Raw genomic sequence first — 14,976 nt, forward strand, 5'->3', positions numbered from 1 at the left:
GGGAAAGGCTGACATTTTATGAATCTTAAAATTAATATAAAAAATATAAATATCAATTCAATTAGTACATTAGGTTCTATGAACGTAGGGAAAGTTTTTTTTGCCAAGAATAAATCCCAATCGATTAGGCTTCCAAAGGAACATTATGAAGAGAAATCCTTTGAGGAAGAAGAAGAAAATAATTAATAGAGATCACCTTTCCCTATATCCAATCACATATAGACTGATAAATTTTATAGTCTGTTTTATTAGGAGGGACACCGATGAATCATCATTATCAATGGAAAGGATACCATCCTTCCTATTGGAACTACCCCTATCCCTATACATCCTATCAACCAAGCTCTGGTCAACAACAGCATGGTGAACAACCTGTCCACCAAGAAGAAGTATGGCACGATCAACAACCAAACCATACCAATGAATTATTAGAACAGCTGGATAGAATCTATCAAAAACTTAATCAGTTGGAAGAAGAAAACAAGGAAATTAAAGAAGAATTAGCCAATAAAAAAAGTGTTACAGTAGAGAATGTGAATAATAAAATTCAAGATTTAAATGTGCAAGAGTTATCAGGATCCTTACTGGTTGGATTAAGTTCACTTAGTGATGCGGAGGAGTTACAAGAATTACTTGCAGACAATGATCAAGTTTCATTTAACGGTATGGATACTGAAGAGGTTGAAAATAATATCATGAATCAACAAAATGAAGAGGAGACGATGAATCAAGACAATCAAAACGGTACAGCAAACTCAGAATCAAATCAGACAACAGATAATAATCCATCCAGCTAGCTTGTACCACCAACAAATATTCATTAAGCATACCTAAAAGAAATATTTAAAGGTTTTCATTATAATGAAAACCTTTTTATTATACATAGGCGTTCTACTAGATTAATAAATATACTTGTCTTTCTCATTAAACATCTTAAACAAGATTCGATAAGCATCTTGTTCATTGATTGGGAGTGCATCAGCATAGTCTGGAACCATTTTAAATGTTCTTGCAATAATAGGTAAATGCAAATTGGCTTCCTTAATATATGATTCATCAATTAAAAGGCTAATATCTCCAGCAGTTAATAGTTCCCCGTCCTTTAACAGTATGACCATGTCCGCCCATGAAGCGGCGAAATTCACATCATGAGTAGATAAAAGAATCGTCTTTCCCATATAATTTAACCCTTGTAGTAAACCTGCTACTTCATCTTGTCCAGCAGGATCCAAAAATGCCATTGGTTCATCTAAAATGACGATATCTGGCCTCATTGATAAAATGCCAGCAATTGCCACTCGTTTCTTTTGACCATAACTTAATTGATATGGTGGCGTATGTTTATACTCCAACATACCAACATTCCCTAGTGCTGCATGACAAACTTCCTCTACTTCTTCCTCTGTCATATGTAAATTCCGTGGTCCAAAGGCCACATCATCCCACACTGTTCCAGAAAACACTTGATCGTCAGGATCTTGAAAAACTAACCCAACTTTTCTACGAATGGCTGGCGCACTCTTCTTTGTAATTTGATCACCCATAATTTTAATCGAACCTTCATCTGGAACTTTTAAACCATTCAAGTGATGTAACAGTGTAGATTTCCCTGCACCATTGGGACCTAATAGAGCTACCTTTGCTCCGAGCGGAATTTGTAGACTTAGGTTTTTCAATGCTTCCACACCACTATCATACCGATACGTTACATTGTTAATTTCCATCGCATACATGTTTTCCCCTCCTTACGTACGTATTTTCTTAACAAGAAGGAGTCCCAACAAAGTATCCATGGGACTCCTTGATCATCATCAAGTAAATTTTTTACCAAGTTTTCCTTCTCTTACCATTGCTGCCAGCACATCAGCAATCACACGAGTACCTAGTAATGCCGTTTGATCACTTACGTCATATGGCGGTGAAACTTCAACAAGTTCCATGCCACACACCCCTTCACTAGCAACACGGTCAATAAACTGCAAACCTTCACGTGGTAGGAATCCACCTGGTTCTGGCCAGCCAGTTCCTGGTACAAAACCGCTATCAAAGGAATCAATATCAACACTTAAATAGACAGCTTTTGCCCCTCTCCATGCTTTCTCTAAGGCGATATCTGCAACATGATCAACACCAAGTCGTTCAATATCCCCCATTGTGATAACGGTAGTATCAAATTTCCGTACATTCTTAACTGCTTCTCTTGGTACTTGCCAACCACCAATTCCTACTTGGACAAGGTTCGATGGTGGTGCATTTGGGATATTTGTCGCATGGAACCAAGGAGTTGTATGCATCCGTTCATCCATATCTTTCTCTTGTAAATCTAAGTGACGGTCCATATGGATAATCCCAACTTTGCCATCAACATTATCCGCTAGAGCCCGTAAGCATGGATAGCCGATCGAGTGATCTCCACCCAACATGACTGGTAATGTACCTTGCGAAAAAACATGAGATACTGCTCTGTAAATTTGATCAAAGCTTTTTTCTATGTTTGCAATCGTGAATACATCACCGACATCACACATTTTTAATGACTCTTGTAGATCAACACTTTTTTCGTAACTGTACGGCGTATAAAGCTTTGAAATTCGCCGCATCGCCTCAGGTCCGAAACGAGTACCGGCACGATACGTCGTCCCGATATCAAATGGCACCCCCATGAATGCTACATCATATTCTCCTACTCGCCGGACATCTTCTAAGAATGGAGTCCGTAAAAATGTAGGAATACCTCCTTGTGGTGGTCTAGATTCCCTAGAAAAAGTGGAAATCGTTTGGTCCCCTATCGAAGGAGCCCCCTTCAGCCCATATTTCAAGGAACGCTCAATCTCTTTCTCCTTTTCAAATTCAGGAATTTTTGCTTCTTTTTCTGCTTTTTCAATACCTAACAAATCTGTGGTCCGATCACTTTCTAACGCTTTTTTCTGCCGAAAGCTCAAACCGTGATTGTCAAAGAACCCCAACACAACACCTCCTGATCGTCTGAAATTCCAATTGATGTGGGTGTTTTCATCATTCGGTTCATTATATTCATTTGTTTATTATTCATGACTCTCTTGATTCATTTCTTCTAGATCATGGACGTCCAATTTTTGTCGTGTCTCCTTTGAACGAATCAACCGATGTAACAAAATATATAAGTAACCGTGATGATAAGAGGCATCAATTTTGTCGTGACGAGCCGGGTATGGTAACTGAACTTTTCGCATAACTGGTCCTTGATAGAGCTCCATATGAATCGGGCTGAATCCTTTATGATCAATTCCGACTGTCCCGACAAGTTCTAGTGTTTTATCGTATACATCAATTTCAACATCTTCTAAGTTCAGGCCAGGCACCCTAAAAATACACAATAGCTCGTTCTCCGATTCACAAATATTGACCTTTATACCTGAACCATTACTAACTTTATTTCCGTTATTATTATTATTGTTGTTATTTCCGTTTTCTTCCTCTTCTAGAAAATCAAAGCTTGCAAAAAAATCTTCACCAAGGAAGTTTGGCAATTTTTCATTCCATTTTTTCGGCCAATACTTATTCAAGTTCCCCTCTCCTTTCCACCCATTTATCCTTAGTTTAGTGATAAAAGTGGAGAGGTGTGCCTGTATAGTTTTTAAAATTTTTTTAATCCCACCAGTGTAGATTTTCTTCATCCCCATTTATCTTGTTTCGTTTCTACTTCATATTCGCATTGGGGGTGACTGCCAGTTGAGAGGGTAAGGACTTGGCAATCCTAGAAGTGAATTTGTAATAACACGATTAGCTCAAACATAAACTAACTAGATACATAGAATAAAAAACTAGTAAAGGGGTTTTAAGAAGCAATGGAAGCAAAGGTTGCACGGTTAGAACAACGGATTAGCCAAGTGGAACAAGACAACAAACAATTATCACGCTCACTCCAAGGTTTACAGGCCGAGCTTGACCTAGCACTAAAAAAAACAGTAGAATCTGCGCAACAAACTGCTGCACCCGAACTAAATAAAGTGAATTATTTACAAGAGGTAAATGAACAAATGTTTCAACAAAATGTTCGTTTACGTGAATTGATCGAAAAATGTATGGATACAAACACCGTTCCGACACAGGATATGTATTATCAGGCCTTGAAGGAAAATCATTAATGGAGTAAAACTTCACTCAGTGGGGGTTTTTTGCTCTTCCCCCTGAGTGTTAGTTGAACCATTCGGGGGGTTAGCGTCCGTCTACTCCCACTTAAACATTTCGTTTCACTTCATGTTTTGAAGTGGGAGTTTTACGGATGGTTGCACTGTTATCGTATGGATAACCCATCAAAAACTAGTGTTAAATATCAACAAGTTGATTGTTAGTCATGTTTATCACTACTTACTTTAGCCAATCCAATGGCTAAATTCTTCTTAAGAATATCGGATACTAACTGATCATCTTTTTGTTCACAATTGATAATTAAAATGACTTCTCCATTATTCTGATTGTCTTTTTTCATCAGCCGAATTTTTTTATCCTTGTTCTTCAGTTTAAATGAGATAATCTCAAATAGTAAACCAATTAAAATACCACTACCTGCGCCAATCAATCCCCAATAAATAGCTCCTAATTCCCATTCAAATCCCTTGCTAGCAAAAATCGTAGATAAAATCACCGCTAAAGCAAAACCGGAGTCTAGAAACGAACGACCATCTGATTGTGTTAGAGAATCTAAAACGGTAGCTTCTTTATTTACTTTTTTTAATGGCACTGCAAACATATCTGTTATCCCATTTTTCTGAAGTTCGCTTATTCCGACTTCTAGATACGTTGAGTGTTCAAAGCTTGCAAAGATTTGCATTACTCGACCAATCTCCCTTTATTTATTTTAAAATCCGAGGGCTGAAAATTCTTTTCCAAATACTCTGCTTGTTCTTTTATAAACAATTTATTTAATTCAACAGTATCACTATAGGATTGATAAACCGTAAAGAAATAAAAGGAAGGAAGAAATAGAAGCCATTGCTTGTTTAAGACTTCGGTTGATCTTTCAAAATGTCCCTGTACTAAATAGATAAATCCCTCCATAAAGTTTGAGTTATATATAAAAATAACGGTCCATAGAAGAGTAAAAAAGCTTGCTAATATCCTGTGTTGATAAAATTGGCCTAAACTTGGAATAAATAAAGCCCAAATTAAAGCATAAAGCGGACTTCTTTTATCCAGGAAATTAATTCCTGTACTATTAATTTCATACTTCCTTATTGGTGCTTGTTTACTTTCACTTATTTTATACTCTTTATTTAGTCCAACTGCCCCTCGATAACTATCCCATATTCCAAATAAATACACGGGAATGTATAAAAGCAATAGCTTAGGATTCAAAACCTCATTTGCCTGTTGAATATTTCCCATAAATGAATAAACCATAGCAGCATTTATTTTAGAATGCGTATTAATAAAAATTTCCCAGATTATTAAACCAATGCCACGAAAATTATGACCAAGTAAAATATGGCCAAAACCCGGGAAAGCTACTGACCACCATGCAATTATGTAAGGTTTTCTTAAATGAAGTATAGTTGTATCAAAAATGCTCAGGAAATCTCTTGGAAGAACTCTTCTCTTCGATCCTGTTTTCATTGGAAATATTCCTTCTTTCTTTTGTTACGTTTGAAATATTTTTTCTGTCCTAAAAAATAACTGTCCATATTTTTCTACTAATTAAATTACTTATTCATTTAGTCGTTAATTAATGAAGCGGATTGGAGCCGTAATCCGTTTTAGCATCTGAATTCAAAAAGTAAATAGATTTTTTGTACGCCTGTTAAACAGATTGCTATTTACAATGTCAATACAGGAGTTAAAAAGCAATAATGTTGTTATACCAATAAAAATAGGAGTACGAAACGCAATGCGGTTTGTACTCCTAATAGTGTGTGATTTATTGTTTCACCCTAGAACTGAGCCAGTTAGTTGGCAGTTAGACTAAACTTTATTCTTATCCTGCAATCTGAAAACTTTCGTCTTACCCCATCCACATTCCCCAAACAAAGATGGACCATAATGAAATTGGAATACTATAAGAGCACTTGTAATTAGATAAAAAACAAACAATTTCTTTTTGTGATTATTTCGAAAAACAAATTGTAGAGGAATAAGAGATACTCATCAGCACATTTGGGTTTAATAGTCTTATTTCCATTTTCCCCAATAGTGCTGTACTAGTAAAATAACGAAATATCTGTACTAACAAAAAACACCAAACCTCTTATAATTGTAGAAGTTCAGCGTCTTTGTACTAGTGATTCCGATTGGGCTCGAACCAACGACCTCATGCCTGTCAAGCATGCGCTCTCCCAGCTGAGCTACGGAATCGTGTTATAAATTTGTAATGGACACTATAAATATAATGATAAATTCGGAATTTGTCAACAGATTATGTCCTCTTTAATCATTTATATAGAAATAATTTTAACTAATGGATGGAAAGCATACAAAATTTTTTTATTAAATTAGGACAGAACCCCTGTGGAACAGAGGACGAGATGGTTGAATATCATGGTGGTGAAAGATGTTGAAAGGAGTTATTGGAAATGAATGAAAACTATCAAGAATTTCAACCAAATGAACCTCAACTAAGACATGTACACGATCAATGCCGTCATTACTTGCACCACCACGTCTTAGCAACACAAACAGATGGTACATCGTTTGATGGTATTATTTTGAATGTAGAAGCAGACCAAGTAGTGATATTAGTTGGTGAGGATGTAATGGACCGCAATCAGGAAACAGGTTTTGACCAATACGGGGGCTATGGTGACGATCGTCAACCTAGAAGATATCGTCGTTATCGTCCGAGAAGATTTCCTTTAGCGTCACTAGCAACATTAGCGTTGCTTCCATATGCATTCGGCGCTTTTGCTCCTTACCCTTATTATGCGCCATACCCTTACCCTCCATATCCTTACTATTAATCAATAGAGGCCAATTCAACTGTTGAATTGGCCTTTTTACCGTTTCTACATCTAGTAATTGTCCACACGCAAACGTTCCAACTGAGACAACAAACCTGTCCCCATGTCCCATGGTAACATTTTTGAAACAGTTGTTACATTGGTCCCAGTTATAACCTTTGGAACCAGTATATGGCATTTTTTGCTGGGTGGAATTTATTGCCATACCAAAATTCTTGCTTACAAGGACAAGCTGCTCCACTATTACTAGGTTAATAGGAATTTTTTGGGTAATGATTAACTATGTTACAACTGCTAATCTCTTATTTGTACCAATTAACCAAGGAGGTTATCAGTTTGAAAACATTCAAAAAAGTACTATTAACCGTAACATTATCAGTTAGTATGCTAGTTCTGCCACTTCAGGCGGATGCTGCTTCTTATAAAGTACAAACAGGGGATTCTTTCTGGGGTATTGCTAATGAGTATGGCGTTCCTCTACCATTATTACAAAAATCGAATAACCGCACAGATAGTCTACTATATCCAGGAGAAACATTAGTGGTTCCGGATAGTACCGTTTCTCAAGCAGAGAAAGAATTATTAGCAAAACTTGTTCATGCCGAAGCAAAAGGTGAATCTTATGCAGGTAAAGTTGCGGTTGCAACAGTAGTATTAAATCGTGTAGATCATCAAGAATTTCCAGATACAATTAAAGACGTAATTTATGAACGTTCCGGTGGTCATTACGCATTTTCACCTGTAGAAAATGGAGCAATTAATGAAACGCCAGATGCTGAAGCAGAAAAAGCAGTTAATGAAGCACTTGCTTTCAGAGGAATGGGACAAGGCTCGATCTACTTCTATAACCCTGAAACAGCAACAAGTGACTGGATTCGTACTCGTGAAGTGACGGTTACGATTGGTAATCACGTGTTTGCAAAATAATGAAGAGATGGCTTAGCATAAGATGCTAAGCCATTTTTGGTTTGAACTTATTCGATCGATCTATCTTCGAACACCTCATCCAGAACAAGTCCCCGTGTCCCATTAATTCACACTAGCCGTAAGCTGTTTAAATTCTTCTGTTAATAATGGGACTACTTCAAACAAGTCCCCAACAATACCATAATCAGCTACATTAAAGATGTTTGCTTCAGGATCTTTGTTGATCGCAACAATGACTTTAGAGTTGGACATGCCTGCTGAATGTTGGATCGCACCTGAGATGCCACACGCGATATATAACTCTGGTGTTACCACTTTACCTGTTTGACCGATTTGCAACGAGTAATCACAGTATTCAGCGTCACATGCACCACGTGATGCACCAACAGCTCCTCCAAGCACATCTGCTAAGTCATCTAGCATTTTAAAGTTTTCAGCACTTTTTAGACCTCTACCACCAGCTACAACTACTTTCGCCTCACTAAGGTCAACACCTGCTGTCGTTTTCCGCACAACGTCTTGAATCACTGTACGTAAGTCTTTTATTTCAACATCAATGTTAGCTACATCTCCAACAGCATTTTCATCTCTTTCTCCCATTTCGAAGTTATTCGGACGAATGGTAATAAACTGAACACCTTCTTTTATTTTCTTCGTCGCAAACGCTTTACCAGAAAAAATTGGTGCTGTTACTAAAATATCTTGATCATCCACCTCAATTTCAGTTGCATCCGAAATTAATCCTGCTTTTTTTCTTGCCGCTAATTTTGCGGTAACATCTTTACCAATTGCCGTATGTCCTGCTACAATCACATCTGGATCAGCTAGATCAATGATCTGTTCCAATGCTTGTGCATACCCGTCTGGTGTATAGTTTTTTAATTTATCATCATCACCGACAACTACTTTTTCTGCACCATAATAAACTAGTTCATGTGCTTGATTCGTTACCTCACTTCCAATTACAGCAGCTTGTATCTCGCCACCATCTGCGATTTGTTTGGCAACAGTCAATGCTTCTAGTGAGACGTTTCTTAATTGATTATTTTTAATTTCTGAAACTACTAATACTTTCTTTGACATAACTATACCTCCTCGATCATATTACTTTCGCTTTATCTTTTACTAAACGAACCAATTCACTCACTTGGTCTTGTACTTCGCCTTCAAGCATTCTACCTGCTTGTTTTTTCGGTGGTAATGTCTGATCGATGATTTCTGTTTTTCCTTCCACATCCTCTTCATCCAAATCAAGGTCATCTAAATCCAAAACTTCCAATGGCTTCTTCTTTGCCTTCATGATATTTGGAAGTGACGGATAGCGTGGTTCATTTAAGCCTTGCTGAGCAGTGACTAATAATGGCAAGGAAGCTTCCACTTTTTCCACATCACCTTCTGAATCTCTTTCAAGCTTCACTTCGTCATCTGAAACTTCGATACTTGTAATGGTGGAGACATGTGCGATATCCAACAATTCTGCTAACCGAGGACCAACCTGCCCGGTGGAATGGTCAATTGATACATTTCCACCAATAATTAAATCGAACTCTCGATCTTCAAAAAAGGCCGCTAAAATGTTCGAAGTAGAAAATTGATCATAATCTACCACATCTTCGTTATTAATTAGAAACGCTTGATCAGCCCCCATCGCTAGAGCTGTTCGTAATTGTTTTTCCCCTTCTTCATCCCCTACTAGTACGACGGTTACTTCGCCACCATGTTCATCACGTAGTTGAACAGCTTCTTCGATGGCATATTCGTCATATGGATTGATGATATATTCCCCATCATCACGAATTTCGCCATTCTCGATCACGATCTGTTCTTCCATATCAAATGTCCGCTTCATAAGCACATAAATATTCATTTATTTAAAACCTCCTTATGGTTTCATATTTCATTGGGACTGGTAATTACTTATTTTTAATCGTCGGCAACACTGTTTTGGATATTTCTTGATCCAAATTTTCATATTCATAATAATGAATCATATTATACAGTTCTTCTCTTGTTTGCATGTCATCCAGCATATCTTTTTGCGTACCTTTGTCAAAAATGTCTTGGAAAACGCTTTGATACGCTTTAGCTGCAACACGTAACGAAGAAACCGGATAAATGACCATATCATAACCAAATGCTTGAAACTCTTCAGCAGTGTAATAAGGCGTCTTGCCAAACTCTGTCATATTGGCTAGTAATGGCACATCTATTAATTTACTAATCTGCTGGAATTCATCTTTATCGGTAATCGCTTCTGGAAAAATAGCATCCGCTCCAGCTTCGATGTACTGATTGATTCTGTTTAATGTGCTTTCCATTCCTTCTACCGCTCTAGCATCTGTCCGAGCTACTACAATTAAATTCGGAGCAATTTCTTTTATCATGTTTATTTTCTGTGCCATTTCTTCCGCTGTAATTAGCTTTTTCCCATTTAGATGGCCACATTTTTTTGGTAAATCTTGATCCTCAATCTGAACCGCAGCTACTCTAGCTTCTTCCATTTCCTTTGCGGTTCGAGCAACATTTAAAATACCTCCAAATCCGGTATCAATGTCTACCAGTAATGGTAGGTTGGTTGCCCTCACAATATCTCGAGCCCTTGAAGCCAATTCTTCTGAGTTAATGATCCCTAAATCTGGTAAGCCCCGACTTGCCGTATAAGCAGCACCTGATAAATATAATGTCTCGAATCCTACCTGCTTTGCTACCAGTGCCGCCATTGGATCATGTGCACCTGGAATTTTTAGGATTGAGGAAGCTGCCATTTTTTTCTTAAATATTTTTGCAAATTCTACTTGATCTATCTCTGGTTGATTGATCCACGTCATTTCATCCCCTCCACTTATTTGAACATTCCGACTATTCACTATAATAAGAAGTCTTTTCTACTAAATTTATGGGACGAAAAACAATTGCATAACTGTATACAATTGCTTTTAGATATCATACAGGGGAGCCATTCCGCATCATTCGACACACAACGATTAATGATTATTCGTTGTTGTGCAGATGCAATGCAATTGAACTTTTCGCTGCATTTAAACTATTATGAATATGTTCACGCATCAGTTTTTCAGCTTGATCATGATTTCGATTAGCAATCGCCTCAAACAACTTCTTATGTTCTTCGGCGGCTTGTTGACTTCTTTTATTGTCTTTCGTAGGAGCAAGTCGACGATATCTCGACACACGATCATTTAATTGGTTGAGAATTTTCGTTGCTGTTTGATTTCTACTAATCTGATATAAGTAATTATGAAACTCGCTTCCAAAATTAACAACATCAACACGTTGGTCAGCTTCTGAAGCATCCACAATAAGTTGCGTATATTGTTTCAGCTTCTCCATGTCTTTATCAGTTGCTTGAATAGTAGCTTCCCTTGTCACTAATCCTTCTAGTAAACTTCTTACATTAAAAAGTTCTTCCACCTCTTGAATAGATATCGGTGCAACTTTCAGACGCCCATTAGGTAATCTGATCACTAACTCTTGCATTTCCAATCGTTGCAACGCCTCCCTTATTGGAGTACGACTTATATCCAATTCAGATGCTAAACTCTCCTCATTAATCGATTGATTTGGTTTTAATAGTCCTTCGATAATTTTCTGTTTGATTTCAAAATAAACAAGATCTTTCGTGGATAATCTTTGGCTAGATAGTGAAGGTCGCATCGCTTTATCTCCTTTATTCATTTTAGTAGGTATAATATAGTATATAAATTAATTGTATACTCTAATACCATTGTTTGGTAGATTTGTTATGCGAATTTTAACATTTTAACAATAATTGTATTGCGCCTCACTGATCCTGAATGTTTTCCACTCTCCACATCTAACCAAAGATTTTGTAAATAGGTAGTAAGTCATTAACTGATCAAACCATTATAGTAAACAATCCAAGAATACACATTATCAAGAAGGATAATGTTAGAAAAAGGATCTAAATGCGCATTAAAAACATTAAAAAGCAACATGTTTACGAAATAATAAACAATCACATTTCCGCTTTCATTACACCTCAAGAGCATCTTATTTCCTATTAATTATCCAATCCAGTCTATCCTGCCCAACCGACAGGATAAGCCTGAACTAACTTCCAAATATTAAACTTTTACCTTTCCTTTACTTGAAACATAGTTAACAGCTTCTGTTCCAGCAATTCGGCCGTAAACAAGACCTCGTAGTACAGATGTGCCACCTGGGTATTTGCCGTGATACAATCCTGTTAATTCACCAGCAGCATACAAGCCTGGGATTGGATGGTCATCATTCGATAGCACTCGACCTTGTGTATCGGTTGCAACCCCACCATAGGTGAACACATTGGAACAGTGGATTGGATAGCAAACATATGGTGCTTCATCAATTGGGATCGCCCAGTTCGACTTTTCCGGGGATAATCCTTTTGTCTTTTTGCCATCGAGCTGAGTTGGATCAAAGCCACCTGGTTGAACAGCTGCATTATATTCCTCAATTGTTTTTACTAACTGTTCTTTCGGAATGTTGATTTTTTCAGCCAACTCCGCTATACTATCTGCTTCGATTGGCTGTTTTTCTGTTTGTAGCGCATTTTCATAGTTTGGTATGTTGAATAATTTCTGGTCAGTAATCACATATGCAATATGGTCTGGTAAATCAAAAATCCGTCTTGCTACCGCTTCATATTGCTCATCAATCGTCGAAATACCTTCATCGACAAAGCGGTTTCCAGCTGAATCGACTAGCACACCGTATGGATACGTCATGATGGCCGCATCCCCTCGATTACTTCGCGGATCAGATGGCTCAGCATGAATTGTGTCTAATTGACCAGCACTTTTTCCACCAATGTCTAGGGTCATTTGTAGACCTTCCCCTTTGTCGGACAGGCCACCATCAGCAATTGTTGGAATCTTGTAAGCATCTTTCCCAACATAGCGAGTCATCATTTCTGGATTCCCTTGAAATCCTCCACTTGCCAAAATAATCGCTTTGGTTTTTACTTTGGTAGCAATACCTTCATCATCACGAATCCAGATTTCATCGATGGTTCCATCTTCCCCTACACCAAGTCGCCATGCACTGGAGTGATAAGCAATTTGTACATCAAGTTGTTCCGCACGCTTTGCTAACTGGTCAATAATTGCTCTACCGCCTCCAACAGGAAGTAAGCGTGGACGATTCGACGTTAAGAATAAGGTTGGTAAATAATCGAACTCTACCCCTTTGTCCTTAACCCAGGCAATCGTTTCCCCTGCTTTTTCACTCAATGTACGAATATAAGCCTCGTCACTCCGTCCACCAGAGAATTCTAACATTTCTTCCACAAAGTTATCTGCTACCTTTGTTTCATCTTCCATTCGAAGGTATGCCGCCGTATCTCGCGAGTTTCCGCCTCGATTTTCATAAGACGTACGTTCTAGCACGACAATATTTAAAAATTTATTTTGTTCCTTGGCCGCTTCCGCTGCAGCTAATGCTGCAGAAGTACCAGCGACTCCACATCCTACCACAACAATATCGAAATCAATCTCTTCATAAGCCATTCCTAATTCCTCCTCCATTACTGGTAGTGATATACACGAAAGAATTTCTTACATCTAAGTACAGGCTTACCAACTTTTTTCTTCACCTGGATTTGGAATCCAACAGCTAGCTCCTTGTGCTACTTCTTTCACTTCTCTTTCAAATTGAGCAGGATCTTGTTCGATTGCACCAAATGTATTGTAATGCATTGGAACACATGCTTTTGGTTTAACCATCGCAACTGCCTGTGCTGCATCACGGATGCCCATAGTAAAACGGTCACCAATTGGTAGCATTAATAGATCTGGTTGATAGAGTTGCCCATATAGTTGCAAATCACCATGTAGTGCAGTATCCCCAGTATTCATTATCGTGAAGTCACCATCTCGAATAATTAGCCCACCTGGTGCACCACTGTCTGCACTGTGGAAGGCATGGAAAAGTGTGACATGAAGATCTTCTTCCAGTGTTACTGTTCCACCCATATTAATACGAATAAAGTCATCACCTGACAAACCTTCTTCTTCTACAAAACGTTTATCAACTTCGGGTTGGGTCACAACTTTAGCTCCATTTTTAACAAGTTGTGGGACGTCTTTGACATGATCCCAGTGATCATGGGTAAGTAGAACATAATCCGCCGAAACATCTTCACTATTCCCCTCATTTTTTGGATTGCCTGTATACCAAGGGTCAATCACGATTTTTTTGCCTCCAGAAGTCGTTAGTTCCCATGTTGAATGCCCCATCCAGCGTGTCGTTAGTTGTTTACTCATAATTGAATCAGCTCCATTTCTTATTTTTGTTTTTTCTATTTGTAAAGTGGCCGTCTACCAAGAACTCCAACCACCATCAACAGCGATCTTTTGTCCAGTAATATAATCAGAAGCAGGTGAAGCTAGAAACAAGACGACACCGCTAATATCTTTTTTGGGATCACCTAGCCGCCCTAACAGTGTCCGCTCTTCCATTTGTTCTAGCCTACCTTGTTGCTCTGCCAATGGTCCTGTCATATTGGTCGGAAAAAAGACTCCAGGAGCAATACAGTTTACTTGAATATTATGTTTGCCCCATTCCATTGCAAGCCCTCGAGTCAAATTAACGACACCTGATTTAGATGCATAGTAAGCTGGTTCAGGTAGTGGACCAACCATGTCGGAATATAGGGAGGAAAAATTAATAATTTTTCCATGTCCTTGTTCTGTTAAATGTCTTGCTGCCCGACGAGCCAATAACCATGTACCTGTTAAGTTGACATCGATAATGCGTTGCCATTCTTCTATACTCGTATCAAATGTAGGCTTGCGTAACATCACCCCAGAACAATTAACAAGGATATCTAGTTTGCCGAAACGTGCAATCACTTGGTCTATTGCTTGATCAATCTCTTCTTCTTTCGTAATATCCATTGTTACCGCAAAGCTTTGATCGGAATGGTTATTGATTTGAGCCAATGTCTGGTCTAGGTCTTGTTTGCGATCGGCAATATCCGCCACGACTACGTGACAACCAGCTTTTGCTAATGTAATGGCTGATTGCGCGCCAAGTCCACCCATGCCAGCACCGGTAACAAATGCCACTTTTTCTTTCATATCATAAAGAGAAGTCAATG

The 14,976-nt window shown here is 38.2% G+C and carries 17 protein-coding genes and 1 tRNA gene; 5 read left to right on the forward strand and 13 right to left on the reverse strand.

Translation table 11 applies throughout. The annotated features are described in order from the left end of the window. Positions 1-18: 18 nt before the first annotated feature. Together FCI53_RS21330 and FCI53_RS04595 are read left to right on the forward strand one after the other, a co-directional pair. Positions 19-186 carry a hypothetical protein gene (locus tag FCI53_RS21330; RefSeq protein WP_171038061.1) on the forward strand — a complete coding sequence of 56 codons (168 nt, stop codon included), beginning with the start codon at positions 19-21 and terminating at the stop codon, positions 184-186. 77 nt (positions 187-263) lie between these two features. Then, entirely contained in the window at positions 264-797 is a 534-nt protein-coding gene (locus FCI53_RS04595) for a hypothetical protein (protein WP_138416292.1), read from the forward strand. A 102-nt stretch (positions 798-899) separates the two neighbouring features. Here the strand turns inward: FCI53_RS04595 and FCI53_RS04600 are convergent, their stop codons facing one another. From FCI53_RS04600 to FCI53_RS04610, 3 genes are all read right to left on the reverse strand, one after another. Next, positions 900-1,733: an ATP-binding cassette domain-containing protein gene (locus tag FCI53_RS04600; protein WP_138416294.1), complete on the reverse strand. Its 834-nt coding sequence runs from the start codon at positions 1,731-1,733 to the stop codon at positions 900-902. Positions 1,734-1,811: 78 nt separating this feature from the next. Next, a complete protein-coding gene (locus tag FCI53_RS04605; RefSeq protein WP_210238480.1) occupies positions 1,812-2,966 on the reverse strand; it encodes an agmatinase family protein in 1,155 nt (384 codons plus the stop codon). Positions 2,967-3,044: 78 nt separating this feature from the next. Then, positions 3,045-3,545, reverse strand: a complete 501-nt coding sequence (locus FCI53_RS04610) for an Hsp20/alpha crystallin family protein (RefSeq protein ID WP_171038062.1) — start codon at positions 3,543-3,545, stop codon at positions 3,045-3,047. 282 nt (positions 3,546-3,827) lie between these two features. Between FCI53_RS04610 and FCI53_RS04615 the strand changes: the two genes are divergently transcribed. After that, the gene (locus FCI53_RS04615) at positions 3,828-4,127 is read left to right on the forward strand and encodes a V-type ATPase 116kDa subunit family protein (RefSeq protein ID WP_138416298.1); all 300 of its coding nucleotides are present in this window, start codon (positions 3,828-3,830) and stop codon (positions 4,125-4,127) included. A gap of 203 nt (positions 4,128-4,330) precedes the next feature. Here FCI53_RS04615 and FCI53_RS04620 read toward each other — a convergent pair whose 3' ends face one another. The 3 genes from FCI53_RS04620 to FCI53_RS04630 form a co-directional block, all read right to left on the reverse strand. After that, the gene (locus FCI53_RS04620; RefSeq protein ID WP_138416300.1) at positions 4,331-4,813 is read right to left on the reverse strand and encodes a hypothetical protein; all 483 of its coding nucleotides are present in this window, start codon (positions 4,811-4,813) and stop codon (positions 4,331-4,333) included. Next, positions 4,813-5,595, reverse strand: coding sequence for a hypothetical protein (locus tag FCI53_RS04625; RefSeq protein WP_138416302.1), 783 nt, complete (start codon positions 5,593-5,595; stop codon positions 4,813-4,815). Before FCI53_RS04625 ends, FCI53_RS04620 begins: the two co-directional genes overlap by 1 nt. A 662-nt stretch (positions 5,596-6,257) precedes the next feature. Then, positions 6,258-6,330: transfer RNA gene (locus tag FCI53_RS04630), tRNA-Val, on the reverse strand. 218 nt (positions 6,331-6,548) lie between these two features. On the opposite strand from FCI53_RS04630, the gene FCI53_RS04635 reads away from it, so the two are divergent. Beyond that, the gene (locus tag FCI53_RS04635) at positions 6,549-6,932 is read left to right on the forward strand and encodes a hypothetical protein (protein WP_138416304.1); all 384 of its coding nucleotides are present in this window, start codon (positions 6,549-6,551) and stop codon (positions 6,930-6,932) included. Positions 6,933-7,316: 384 nt separating this feature from the next. Continuing rightward, positions 7,317-7,859, forward strand: coding sequence for a cell wall hydrolase (locus FCI53_RS04640; RefSeq protein WP_138416546.1), 543 nt, complete (start codon positions 7,317-7,319; stop codon positions 7,857-7,859). A 102-nt stretch (positions 7,860-7,961) separates the two neighbouring features. Here FCI53_RS04640 and FCI53_RS04645 read toward each other — a convergent pair whose 3' ends face one another. The 7 genes from FCI53_RS04645 to FCI53_RS04675 all read right to left on the reverse strand — a co-directional run bounded on the left by FCI53_RS04645 (position 7,962) and on the right by FCI53_RS04675 (position 14,974). Next, positions 7,962-8,942 carry an electron transfer flavoprotein subunit alpha/FixB family protein gene (locus tag FCI53_RS04645; RefSeq protein WP_138416307.1) on the reverse strand — a complete coding sequence of 327 codons (981 nt, stop codon included), beginning with the start codon at positions 8,940-8,942 and terminating at the stop codon, positions 7,962-7,964. A 16-nt stretch (positions 8,943-8,958) separates the two neighbouring features. Further along, positions 8,959-9,726: an electron transfer flavoprotein subunit beta/FixA family protein gene (locus tag FCI53_RS04650; RefSeq protein WP_138416309.1), complete on the reverse strand. Its 768-nt coding sequence runs from the start codon at positions 9,724-9,726 to the stop codon at positions 8,959-8,961. A gap of 46 nt (positions 9,727-9,772) precedes the next feature. Beyond that, a complete protein-coding gene (gene prpB, locus FCI53_RS04655; protein WP_138416311.1) occupies positions 9,773-10,687 on the reverse strand; it encodes a methylisocitrate lyase in 915 nt (304 codons plus the stop codon). Positions 10,688-10,850: 163 nt separating this feature from the next. Continuing rightward, the gene (locus FCI53_RS04660; protein ID WP_171038063.1) at positions 10,851-11,531 is read right to left on the reverse strand and encodes a GntR family transcriptional regulator; all 681 of its coding nucleotides are present in this window, start codon (positions 11,529-11,531) and stop codon (positions 10,851-10,853) included. 431 nt (positions 11,532-11,962) lie between these two features. Then, complete coding sequence (locus tag FCI53_RS04665) at positions 11,963-13,384, reverse strand: FAD-binding protein (RefSeq protein WP_138416315.1); 1,422 nt, start codon at positions 13,382-13,384, stop codon at positions 11,963-11,965. Between the two features lie 66 nt (positions 13,385-13,450). Beyond that, positions 13,451-14,140, reverse strand: coding sequence for a metal-dependent hydrolase (locus FCI53_RS04670; RefSeq protein WP_138416317.1), 690 nt, complete (start codon positions 14,138-14,140; stop codon positions 13,451-13,453). 54 nt (positions 14,141-14,194) lie between these two features. Further along, positions 14,195-14,974, reverse strand: a complete 780-nt coding sequence (locus FCI53_RS04675) for an SDR family NAD(P)-dependent oxidoreductase (protein WP_138416319.1) — start codon at positions 14,972-14,974, stop codon at positions 14,195-14,197. Between the last annotated feature and the right edge of the window lie 2 nt (positions 14,975-14,976).

The organism is Aquibacillus sediminis, from assembly GCF_005870085.1.
GTDB lineage: Bacteria > Bacillota > Bacilli > Bacillales > Amphibacillaceae > Aquibacillus_E > Aquibacillus_E sediminis.

Excerpts from the sequence above, each read along its gene's own strand:
- FCI53_RS21330 (WP_171038061.1), top strand. The coding sequence starts at position 19 with ATGAATCTTAAAATTAATATAAAAAATATAAATATCAATTCAATTAGT.
- FCI53_RS04595 (WP_138416292.1), top strand. The coding sequence starts at position 264 with ATGAATCATCATTATCAATGGAAAGGATACCATCCTTCCTATTGGAAC.
- FCI53_RS04600 (WP_138416294.1), bottom strand. The coding sequence starts at position 1,733 with ATGTATGCGATGGAAATTAACAATGTAACGTATCGGTATGATAGTGGT.
- FCI53_RS04615 (WP_138416298.1), top strand. The coding sequence starts at position 3,828 with ATGGAAGCAAAGGTTGCACGGTTAGAACAACGGATTAGCCAAGTGGAA.
- FCI53_RS04620 (WP_138416300.1), bottom strand. The coding sequence starts at position 4,813 with ATGCAAATCTTTGCAAGCTTTGAACACTCAACGTATCTAGAAGTCGGA.
- FCI53_RS04625 (WP_138416302.1), bottom strand. The coding sequence starts at position 5,595 with ATGAAAACAGGATCGAAGAGAAGAGTTCTTCCAAGAGATTTCCTGAGC.
- FCI53_RS04635 (WP_138416304.1), top strand. The coding sequence starts at position 6,549 with ATGAATGAAAACTATCAAGAATTTCAACCAAATGAACCTCAACTAAGA.
- FCI53_RS04640 (WP_138416546.1), top strand. The coding sequence starts at position 7,317 with ATGCTAGTTCTGCCACTTCAGGCGGATGCTGCTTCTTATAAAGTACAA.
- FCI53_RS04645 (WP_138416307.1), bottom strand. The coding sequence starts at position 8,942 with ATGTCAAAGAAAGTATTAGTAGTTTCAGAAATTAAAAATAATCAATTA.
- FCI53_RS04650 (WP_138416309.1), bottom strand. The coding sequence starts at position 9,726 with ATGAATATTTATGTGCTTATGAAGCGGACATTTGATATGGAAGAACAG.
- prpB (WP_138416311.1), bottom strand. The coding sequence starts at position 10,687 with ATGACGTGGATCAATCAACCAGAGATAGATCAAGTAGAATTTGCAAAA.
- FCI53_RS04660 (WP_171038063.1), bottom strand. The coding sequence starts at position 11,531 with ATGCGACCTTCACTATCTAGCCAAAGATTATCCACGAAAGATCTTGTT.
- FCI53_RS04665 (WP_138416315.1), bottom strand. The coding sequence starts at position 13,384 with ATGGCTTATGAAGAGATTGATTTCGATATTGTTGTGGTAGGATGTGGA.
- FCI53_RS04670 (WP_138416317.1), bottom strand. The coding sequence starts at position 14,140 with ATGAGTAAACAACTAACGACACGCTGGATGGGGCATTCAACATGGGAA.